This window comes from Rhodospirillaceae bacterium, assembly GCA_040219235.1.
Lineage (GTDB): Bacteria > Pseudomonadota > Alphaproteobacteria > Rhodospirillales > Rhodospirillaceae > WLXB01.
In genome coordinates this window covers 405,032-416,036 of the sequence record JAVJSV010000012.1, presented here as the reverse complement: position 1 = coordinate 416,036, position 11,005 = coordinate 405,032, and the positions used below count along the sequence as shown (strand labels likewise).

The following is an 11,005-nucleotide window of genomic DNA, read 5'->3' as shown; positions in this document are numbered from 1 at the left end:
AAGGCTGCATATTATTTGCGCATCACAGATGTAAAAATCTCTGCGATTTTCTTCGCAGAAATGGACACATCATACTTACTCAAAGCCTCAGCGCGGGCCCGGGTGCCAAGATCTGACCTTAACCCTAGGTCTCGAAGTTCATTGAACGCGGCCAGCCAATCCTGTTTTGTTTTACAGTGCAGCCCTGTTTTTTTGTGGTTCACAATTTCTGCTGCAATACCGATGGGCGACACTAGAGATGGTTTTCCTGCAGCCATATACTGAATGATTTTATAACCGCTTTTGCCCCTGTTCCACTCGGTATCTTCCATCGGGCAAAGACCGGCATCAATCTGTGACATAAACTGAACCTCGCCCGTTTCGCTCCAACTGAGGTGCTGCGCGGGAAAACCATAGTCAACATTTGGATCGGCGCCCATTAATAGGCACGACGCGCCAGATTCAGATAAGAATTTGCGCAGCGGTTCCCGAATCAACGGCAGAGACTGGGCTGCCGTAACGGGAGTCCCAATCCACCCCAGTGTTAACCTACCCGAGCCGCTATGGGACTGAATCAATGTTTGATATTTCTTTACGTCCACAGCACTGGGAACAAATGAGATGTTCTTAGCCCCTGTGCGTGCCGCGTAGTCGGCCAGCGTCTCGTTTCCGACGACGACTGCATCAGCACACCTTATGAGATCATCTGTTTTGTTTGAAAACATACGTCGGAGCGCTGTCGATGATATATTCTTGTAGTAAAGGTGATGCGCATCATCAAAGTCGATAATCAAAGGCCGATGCTTCAAAAGCTTATACTCAATGGCGAACGGAATGAACGGCATGAGTTCACGCTGCAACCAAATGAGATCATAATCGGATTCACTCATCATTCTCTTCAAACGCACGGCCATAAACCCAAGCAAAGCGAAAGGTGAACGTCCTTGACCAGAATACAGTCTGGTTAGATATGCATCAGAAAACAGAGATTGGACATCAACATTGAATCCGTCACGCTTCAGATAGGGAATGTACTGCAGAAATCTGACCCGACTGCTCGCACCGATTCCGCTATATCTGGTCAATGCGAGGACTGAGATTGCCATATGTTTACGATCAACACTGTTTCTTTAAACTGGCGCGGGGAACGGGAAGACCACGGCCATTTACAATGTTTTGCGTCAACAAAACATACGCACGCACAACACCAGAGACCGGCATGGACCCACGTCCCAAAAGCGCCTGTGCCAGCCGCGCGGGCAATTCAACAACACTGCAAACCAACGCCAGAAAGACACTGGCCACTATGCCGAAATGTCGACGCGCATAAGTCACTCTGCTGCGAATGTGTAAGGCCAATGAGAATCCAGAGTCTTGGGAGCTCGAAGCGCGCCCAATATGGGTCACCGTTGATGATTTGAGATAATAGCACGTAGAGCCTGCAGCCCTAGCCCGGGCGCACAGATCGACATCTTCATAGTAAACAAAAAAAGATTCATCAAACCCAGAAAGAGTCTGGAAAAGAGGGCGTCGAATCATCAACGCAGCCCCCATGACTTGGTCGGCGGGTCCACTATTTTGATGACGAGAGAGCGGCAAATACGGATCGCCGCCAAGACCTGAATGCAAAACGTGAATACCGGTAGACCGTAAAATAAGGTTTATCAGTGTTGGTGCGTCCGAGCATGACGGCACGAGGTCTCCTTGAGAATCTCTGATCTCTGGGCCCACGATTCCCGTGGCCGCGTTTTCCGGTTGACTCAGAAAAGCGGTAAAGCCCTTAAGAGCCCCTTCATGCAAAAGGGCGTCAGGATTCAGGAATAAAATATACGGCGCAGCACCGAGCTGGGCACCAGCATTGCAGGCCGCCGCAAATCCATCATTTGTGGTATTTCTAATGAAATGCAGTTCGTCGCGTGTCTTTAAGGCAGCCTGTAAATCAATCGCATCGCCGCCGTTATCGACAACGAAAATACCTATCGCCACATCGTCTTGACGCGCCACACGGCTTGCCGCCTCGACACAATTTACGGTGTGGGCAGCAGATTTATAGTTTACGATCACAATATCAACGTCGGTCATTCGAGTTTCCGGGTAACTAACCATGCCCAAGCAACACTTAAGGTTATGAATACACAAAAGAGTGCCGATAAGCAGCCACGCGTTTGCATTGCCATTGTGACCTACAACTCATCTGGCACTCTGCCACAGTGCCTCAGTAGCCTGAAATCCCAGACATATAAGGATTTTTGCGTCGTTCTTATTGATAACGACTCGGATGTGAAGCCAACAGCAATAGTTGAGAATGCCGGGTTCCCGATCACTTATATGGAAATGGACGAGAACTTAGGCTTTGCAAAGGCCATGAACATAGCGCTGAATAACACTAATTGTGAATATCTGGCCGCCCTTAACCCAGACGCCTTTGCCGAACCAGAGTGGTTGGCAGAATTGGTGGCAATGGGCGATAAAAACCCAAGTATTGCGGCACTTGGCTCACTGCAATTGAAAGCCGAGGACCGAAATTATATCGACGGCCTGGGTGACAATCTTCTGATTACCGGGCAAGCTTGGCGGGGACAGACACAGCAGCCAAACCTTCTTAATGACAAACCTGCCTATTGCTTTGGGGTTTGCGCGGCCGCGGCGTTATATCGGGCTCAGATTCTCCGCGATGTCGGTGAATTTGATGAAACATTTTTTTGCTTCTATGAGGATGTCGATATGTCCTTTCGATTGCGCCTCGCAGGATTTAATTGCGCGATAAACACCAAAGCCGTTGTTGAGCATGTCGGCGGTGCAAGCTTTGAGGGTAAATCTGATTTCGCGGCCTATCTGATGGCGCGGAATCAATGGTGGATGTTGCTGAAAAATATGCCCGCTCTGTTTTTTATCATATCGCTTCCCGGTTTTTTTCTTATTCAGATTATTGGCATCCTAAAAAATCCGAAATCAGCGCGCATGAAAGGCATCTGGGAAGGACTCCGCAACAGCAAACAAGCCTGGATGAAACGAAGCGCAATACAGAAAAATCGTAGACTCTCGTCGTTGAGCCTCAGCCGATGGCTGAGTTGGCGGCCTCGTGATTTTTTTAACCGAAAAATACGCTTGAGACAAAACGCGAAAGATTGATGCTGTATTGACTACTGAAAACAGCGATCTACCGTAACCTTTGAAATATCTAGCCCGACCAAACCATGGCGTGCCGCGCTCGAAATGACCTCGAACATCACAGCATCATGCATCCAATGGCGCTGTATATGATCGTCCATCACCCCATCCGCGATCGCTACCGTTAACGCATAGGTTCCCGTCATCAAAGCTGGCCACCGCATGTAAAAACACGCGGCCATAGACTCACCCGCAGGTATGGAGGGCACTGCCACACGATCCGTCACGGTGTTCTCACCCAGCAGATTCTGACCCAGCCGGTCTTTAATATAAAAACCAAAAATGGGTCGCTTAACGTCCTCATCAGCAACGACAACAATGCGAAGCTCAACCTGTTGCCCATCAGTGACCTGCGTTAAGCGCCCCCCCGTTTGGACATCCCATAACCCGGCATCAATGACGCTGGCACCACCACTACCGAAACTGTTCGCAGTTTTACTAAAGGGCGAACAAGTTGTGATTCCTGGCTTCGAGAACGGCGGCGACTCCCCACCTCCTATCTCTACCGAATTCCCACTTAAGGTATAGTTCGCCTGAGCACCACTTACCTTGGAGCCTAGCTGCACAGGTACGTGCCGTTCTGAACCGCCTTCCGTGATTTCTGGTGGCGTGTTTCTGAAAAGAGATTCAACGTATTGTTCGCAAATGCGACCGGCATCACCTTCCGCTTGGATTTTACCGTGCTCTAACCAAATCGCACGATCACACAACCCCGCCACAGCGCCCAGATCATGACTGACAAATAGAATGGAGCCACGTTGTTTGAAGTCATTCAAAAAACGCATGCACTTTTGCGTAAAGCGGGCGTCGCCGACAGACAGGGCCTCGTCGATGATGAGCACATCGGCATCCACATGGGCGGCCACAGAGAAAGCCAAGCGCATGAACATACCGCTGGAATAGGTTTTAACAGGGCGATCAATAAATTCTTCAAGCTCTGAGAAGGCAATGATGTCATCCATGCGTTCGTCAAGTTGACGGCGAGTCAGCCCCAGAATCGTTCCGTTCAAATAGATATTCTCGCGCCCAGTAAAGTCTGGTTCAAAACCGGCGCCCAACTCCAACAAAGCCGCGACCCGACCGGAAATCTGCACTTCGCCGGTAGTAGGTAAAATGGTGCCCGTCACGATTTGAAGTAATGTGGATTTGCCGGCCCCATTTTCACCAATGATACCAACGGTCTCGCCCCGCCTAACATGGAAAGAAACATCTTTTAGGGCTTCAAAAGCCGGGTATGTCCGCCACGGCAAGAGCAGATGTAAAAGCCGCTCCGATGATCTTTGATAAAGGGTGTAAGATTTGGAGAGACCGCGCGCTGTCACCACATAATTCGATACCTGGGATGAAGCAGGATGCGTGTTAGAGGACATCAGCGAAACTCTTGCGGGCGTAACGGAAAAACGCCAGTCCGGTCGAAGCAATAAGCCAAGCGACGCCGAAATATAACGCAAGTCCAAGCCAATTAGGACTTGCCCCATCCAACAGAACAGCGCGCATCTGCGTTACAATAAACGTCACCGGATTGAGCAGAATGACCAATTTTAAGGCCGGGCCAAGACGTTCAATAGAGTAGAAAATCGGGGAAAGAAACAAAACACCCGTCATCAACAACCCGACGATGTGCTGTATATCGCGGAAGAAAACACCAATAGCTGACAACAACCAACCAAAGCCCATGAGCAGCAGCACAAAGGGAAAAAGAATTAAAGGCACGTAGAATGCGGTTCCAGGGATCTCCCCTTTAAAAACCAAAATCGCTGCCAGCAAGACTGCCGTACTGATTAAAGCATGAAAGACAGCACTTCCCACAGCGATCAGTGGCAAAACTTCAAGCGGAAACACGGCCTTCTTGACGAGGTTTGTATATTCAACAATAGCCGATGGCGCTGCCCCAACCACATCTGCCATCAGCCAAAAGACAATTAGGCCAGAAAAAAGGTAGAGTCCGAATGAACTGGTATCACTGCTCCCCGCATCGCCAGCCCAGCGGCTTTGCAAGACGACCCCGAAGACCAGGGTATAAATCGCCAGCGTGAACAAAGGCACCAACACTGTCCACAGCAAACCAAAAGCGCTAAGGCGATAGCGGCGCGCTATTGCGCGCTGGAGAAACTGGCGGAAAATGAGGTAGTGCCTAAAAATGACAGCAACAGGGATAATGATGTCCTGAACAGAATTGTGGTGCAGCCCTGGCTGAGCTTTAGCTGTCATAATGACCAGCAACACATCTTGGATTGCGCGCTCACAACACTTAAATCGCTTCTATAAATGTGATTTCTCGCGCACCTCACCTCATCCGCCCCTAGCAACACGATCAATAACATCACGAATCGTGGCCCCCTCTATGGCTTCAGAAAGTCCGAGGGAATTCTGGACGTCCAGAGAGACTGCTGTAGTCCGTCGCCGCACTTCCATCGCTGTTTTGACAGCTTCGAGTTGAGCCAACACTTCGCCAGACAGAGCCCCCCCGGTTGGCACCGTATTACTGCCATCTGATTTGTAATTGTAGTCACCAATTTGAGTGCCGATGAGCCCAAAATCTGACGCATACTTGGCACATATCCGCAAAAGAAGATCATAGTCTTCTTGCATCGTTCGAACAGTATCGAACGAGAGTTCAGCATTCAGTATTTTATGACGATCAATAGCGTAGCTGTGCAACGGGCAAAAATTGTTGCGGAGTAGGTCAATCAGACCCGACCCGCGATAACCTGGCGTCACCTGCTCAGCGGCATAAAAGAAATCCTCATAAACATCCAACAGCATAACGCGCACCGATGCGAATACGATTGCTGCGTCCGTTGTCTTTAAACGGGATATCAGTGTTTCATAAGCCTCTGGATACATAACGTCATCATAATCGAGAAACGCAAGGTAGCGCCCCTCAGCATTGGCGATCCCAAGATTTAACAGGGCCGAACGGGCATCAACTGGTTCTGGCTTCTCCCAATTCACAATCTTAATCTCAAGATCATAGCCATCACTTAATTCATCTAACGCTGTGCGTAGACTCTTAATCTCTGAGTCTGAAAAACGCTGAACTGCGAGAATGACACATAGTGGCTGATAACTCTGATGAGTCAGAGAGAACACGCAACGTTTTAATTCAGACAAACGCCGCGCATCATGAAACCTGACAATGACATCCATTTGCTCTGACATAGCTTACCAACGTACCTCAGAGAAACTGAACTGATGCTCGAAATTTGAAACTCTTTGCCATTCTTTTGGTACTGGCACAGGTTGTTCTTCTGGGAGAGGGAAACCTCTACCGGTAAGCTTTCCTGTTAACCAGGACTCAAAGTCTTCATGACCCCATTTGCGTGCCAGGCTGACGCCTGAGGTGTAGATCATACGCAACGTCGCATTGTCCTGTTGGCGATTGCTAACTTCATGAAGAAACAAAGCGCGTGGACAAACTTTAAGAGCAAATCCATTCGCACGAGCCCGCCATGAATAGTCAACGTCTTCGCAATACATAAAAAACACTTCATCGAAGCCACCGAGTTCTTCGTACGCCACCCTGGGAATTGCCAAGCAGGCCCCAGAAACCCAGCTTGTTTCAAATGTATAGGGGTCATAGGTTTTGGGATGTTCCAAAGGAAATTGAACGGCCTCAACCAACGCACGGCCATCGAAATTCTCTATCATTTGGACAAGCGCGCTGATCGCATCCGGGTGGAACGCCCCATCGGGGTTCGCGGCAATATAGATATCAGCGCCCTGTTTGAACGCTTTTTCCATCAACTGATTATGAGCCGCACCAAAACCGATGTTACCCTGACTGGGAATCGCCACAACGGCGGGGTTATCCGGTGTGGCAACTTCAGACGGCGATCCATTGTCGATGAGTATGACACGACCAGCCGTGGCAAAACCCGCTTTCTTAAGGGCCTTTTGAGCACTGGTCGTGATGCGATCAATCTGATCCTTGGAGTTGTTGTAAGTCACGACCCCAACATAAACATGTAAGTCAGTATTGATCGGCAAATCACACCCAAGTGCATTTTTTTGCAACCGAGAAACAAGGCCCTTTGCAGGCGCAGGAACAGCAGCAGGGTGAGAGACGCGAGGCGCTGGGAGATTCGATCCCGTCAAGGTAAGACCGTGCTCATACATGAACAACTTCAACGATTCATGGTGATCAATAGAAACAATCGCCGGCGTGTTCTCCATCAAAGGTCGATGAGATATTTTCATCCAGCTAAACCCGGCTTTCTCGCACACATGAAAGTATAAGCGCTCTATCGCATGAGCGAGGGTCTTATCAATTTGATTGCGCTCTTCCGGGAAATCTTCAAATTTTAATTCGAGTTCGAGCAACGGCTTCAGAGCTGCAGAACGCGCCCAGAACATAGAGCCAGATGGGAAATCAAGTACCGTTTTGTCTGACAGTGAAATCCCCATACGTTCAGCGAGCGCCCGGGCGATCTTGAAATCACCCCCCCAGTTAATCCAATGACGCACCGGCTCGAAATGTTGGGACGCCACAATACCGAGGTCAGCATCGCGACCAAACGCTTCAAAAACGCTGTAAATAATTTCCTTGGAGCCGAGTATGTTTTCAAGAATGTAGCCGCGCCAATTGGCCAGAACGCCTGCATGATCAGACCACTTGGAATGCAAGTGCAGAACGTAATCATACTTGTCGTAAACATCCTTAAATCCGACAAGTTTAGGCGCTATGTCGCGCCCCCGATTCTCCGTAACGCGGATCTCAAGTTTACCCCGATCCCAACCTTGAAAAAATTGCTCTATTATCGACTTCTTTTCGGGTGTGTTCGTCGAAACAAAAACATCAAAGGGAAATGGTATGTTTTTAAAATAGCGCTGAAATTCTGGCGTCATATTTTCATAAAACATGTGAACAATAATCGCCAAACGTGGCGGCGCAGGGATGGGATCGTAGCCAAAGGGCACGGCAACGCTGTAGTCTTTTTCAATTGGCCGCGCGACTTCCCATGGCGTGATTTTTTCAGGCAGGTATTGCTTGCGACGGGCAGATGGCTTTTTCGTAGCGGTGCGAGACAACTCCCAATCTTGGTAAATAGACGTTCGGCCCAACAATGGTTTAGTGACTCTAAACACCAAATCAGCAATACGCCGCTTGCTGCTCTGAAGCAGTGGTGTTTTTTGGTAAACAACGCGAATGGCATTGGCTGTTGAATAGCCAACTCTGGCCAAGATGATCTGTGGCAAGCGTTTGAAAGAGCGTATTGGAGCTGTTACACGCCAGCTGGTTGAAGACTTAAGTGCTTTTATGGTGCGTTCGCGTCCCTCCAACTCCACTTCAAGAGCAACACGCCACACCGTCTCTGCCTCAAGCTTAGACTCCATGCCCGTAAGTTTCTCGACGAGTCCGCGCTCCACTTCACTTGCGCGTAAGGCTTGCGCCTGTATTTCAGCTTGTTGGCGTTTGGATTCGTCTTCTTGTGCGGCCAGGCGTGCTTCCAAATGAGATTTTTCGCGGCGCGCGTCAAACGTCGCCTTATAGGTAGACCCTAAACGCGCATAGGCTTGTCGAATGTCACGCACGCAATCGAGATCATGCGACGTCTCTAGAAAGGCAGAGATATCATCTAGCAACTTTGAGCCGTAACCAAGCACACCTAATCCATGACCATGGAGAAATTCAAACGACGGAAATTGATCTTTAATTTCTGCCCACAGACGGAAGACACCAAAGCCGCCCTCGCGAACATTCGTGTCGTGGAATAATACAACAGCGCGATCTGACAGCTTTGGGCGCCAGCTTTCAAAATCATGCACTACATCTTCATAGAAGTGGCGACCATCGATATGCAGAAGGTCAATTGAACCATCTTCAAAATGATCTAAGGCTTCGTCAAAAGTTGCGCGCACCAAACGGGAGAATGTCGCATAATGCATATCATTGTGTGACGACACTCGTTTAAAAATGTCTTCATCGTAATGACCCGCGTGCACATCTCCTTCCCAGTGGTCTACGGCGTAACACCGTGTATCAAGTGCGAGCGTCTGTACAGCTTGGCAAAACGCAAAATAAGAATAGCCGCCATGGGTTCCAAGCTCGACCAAACTCGCGGGCTTTAAGGTCTCCATAAGCCAAAATGCAAACGGCGCATGATCAAGCCAAGCAGATTGCTCAATATATTGGGGAGACCAAAACGATGCCTCTGACAGATACGTCCGAAACGCCGGCCCTGAAGGACGCGAATGAATATTATTGTCAGGCCGTGACGTGCCGGCATCGCTGGTGAGTTTACCGGCGGTCATGCGTTAAACCTGTAATGGGGCAGAAGGGAAACAGACATAGTCCTGAAGCAGTCTATCGTGATTTACGTTTCAAGGTATCGCCACTGACGATCCCCAAACCAGACGGTTTTAAGGAAGTCATTGTTATAAGGCAATTTTTAGGCTGTGGCAGGGCTTAATAAGGTGTGGATTGAGCCCAAGTGCGGGTGTGACCAGGCGTTTATTTGGCTAACGAGCACCCTAACTGCGCACGGCAGCCTGCATAAAGTTCAATATGTGCCTGGCGCACAACCTCAACAGAGAATTCCGCCGACACCTTCTCGCGGGCAGCATTGCCCCAAAATCGGCGGTTTTCTGACTCAATGCTCATTCGTTCCATAGCATCAGCCAATGCTTCGGCGTCACCTGGCGGCACCAGCAAACCAGTCTGTTCATGCAAAACGATTTCGCGATTGCCCCCAATATCAGAGGCAATCATCGGCCGCGCCATGGCCGCTGCTTCCAACAAGGCTTTGGGCAGCCCCTCACCACCGAGCGCTGGGTGGACCACAGCATGGGCGTCACGGAGCGCAAGCCTTACGTCTTCGACCTGGCCGCGAAATGTCACACCCGGAATTTGAAACCACGCATCCAGCACCTCCTGCGGTATGGATGACGGGTTGCTTGGGTCAGGTGCCCCACAAATAACCAGCGCTGCGTTTACACCTCTCTCCTTCAAGATTTTAAACGCATCAATCGCCACCGCGATGCCCTTCATATAGAGCAATCGCGACAGCATCAGAAAGGTGATGGAAGGCCCGACAGGCTCTGGCGTGCTCTCATACTCCAGAGGATCAATACCAGACCCTCGGATAAGGCTGAGCTTACTGTCAGAAACCCCAAAGTCTTCAGCCACAAGCCTTAAGTCGTCCTGGTTTTGCAAGATAATTCGTCCGGTTCTGGATGCGACGGACCGGCTTAGTATGAGGCCGCAGCAGGCTTGAATCGCACGCGCCAAGAGTGACTTGGCATAAAAGACAAAACCAAAACCGTTGATGGAATGAAGCATCTGAACAGGCTGCTGATACGCTGCCAAGGCACCGATGATGGCCGGTTTGAGCGAGATACAGTGCGCCACATCAGGCCGGACATCAGCGAAAACACTGCGGATGCGAAGAACATCGGGAATCACCCTCAGAACCGCCGTTACAATCGATCCGGTCCGACGCCAGGGCACTGCAACCACGGTAAACGTATGACCCGCGGGAGGAGTAAGCGTCGCACCTTCTTCGCAGCGGGCCGCTACAATAACGTCGAACCCAGCCTCAGACGCGGCAGAGGCCAGAGGCAACTTGTGGGATAAAAAGTAGGAATACTCAGTCACCAGAATCAAAAGGCGCGGCTGACCAGAAGAATCCGAAAGTGAATCGGGGTGCAAATTCATGGACAGCACAATACCGGCAGCAGACCGTATTAGGCCAGCATACTTAAAAGTCGAAAGAACTGGAGAAACCCGAAAAACTTTAACAAGAGCAGATTGGCGCGCCCGAGAAGATTCGAACTCCTAACCTCCTGATCCGTAGTCACACCAAAGGCGTATACGACCATTTTCGACAACATACGTCAAACCCCAAAAAACCCA

General features: G+C 49.9%; 8 protein-coding genes. 1 reads left to right on the top strand and 7 read right to left on the bottom strand.

Annotated features, from left to right (window positions below; translation table 11 throughout):
• Nucleotides 1–11: 11 nt before the first annotated feature.
• Nucleotides 12–869, bottom strand: a complete 858-nt coding sequence (locus RIC29_12160) for a glycosyltransferase (GenBank protein MEQ8735670.1) — start codon at nt 867–869, stop codon at nt 12–14.
• A 226-nt stretch (nt 870–1,095) separates the two neighbouring features.
• Entirely contained in the window at nt 1,096–2,061 is a 966-nt protein-coding gene (locus tag RIC29_12155; protein MEQ8735669.1) for a glycosyltransferase, read from the bottom strand.
• 45 nt (nt 2,062–2,106) lie between these two features.
• Between RIC29_12155 and RIC29_12150 the strand changes: the two genes are divergently transcribed.
• Nucleotides 2,107–3,111: a glycosyltransferase family 2 protein gene (locus tag RIC29_12150; GenBank protein MEQ8735668.1), complete on the top strand. Its 1,005-nt coding sequence runs from the start codon at nt 2,107–2,109 to the stop codon at nt 3,109–3,111.
• 11 nt (nt 3,112–3,122) lie between these two features.
• Here the strand turns inward: RIC29_12150 and RIC29_12145 are convergent, their stop codons facing one another.
• From RIC29_12145 to RIC29_12125, 5 genes are all read right to left on the bottom strand, one after another.
• Complete coding sequence (locus RIC29_12145) at nt 3,123–4,520, bottom strand: ABC transporter ATP-binding protein (protein ID MEQ8735667.1); 1,398 nt, start codon at nt 4,518–4,520, stop codon at nt 3,123–3,125.
• The gene (locus RIC29_12140; protein MEQ8735666.1) at nt 4,510–5,361 is read right to left on the bottom strand and encodes an ABC transporter permease; all 852 of its coding nucleotides are present in this window, start codon (nt 5,359–5,361) and stop codon (nt 4,510–4,512) included. Before RIC29_12140 ends, RIC29_12145 begins: the two co-directional genes overlap by 11 nt.
• 81 nt (nt 5,362–5,442) lie before the next feature.
• Nucleotides 5,443–6,312, bottom strand: coding sequence for a glycosyltransferase family 2 protein (locus RIC29_12135; GenBank protein MEQ8735665.1), 870 nt, complete (start codon nt 6,310–6,312; stop codon nt 5,443–5,445).
• A gap of 3 nt (nt 6,313–6,315) precedes the next feature.
• Nucleotides 6,316–9,405 (bottom strand): rhamnan synthesis F family protein, encoded by a 3,090-nt coding sequence (locus RIC29_12130; protein MEQ8735664.1) that lies wholly within the window; start codon nt 9,403–9,405, stop codon nt 6,316–6,318.
• Nucleotides 9,406–9,604: 199 nt separating this feature from the next.
• The gene (locus tag RIC29_12125) at nt 9,605–10,807 is read right to left on the bottom strand and encodes a glycosyltransferase family 4 protein (GenBank protein MEQ8735663.1); all 1,203 of its coding nucleotides are present in this window, start codon (nt 10,805–10,807) and stop codon (nt 9,605–9,607) included.
• Nucleotides 10,808–11,005: the final 198 nt, after the last annotated feature.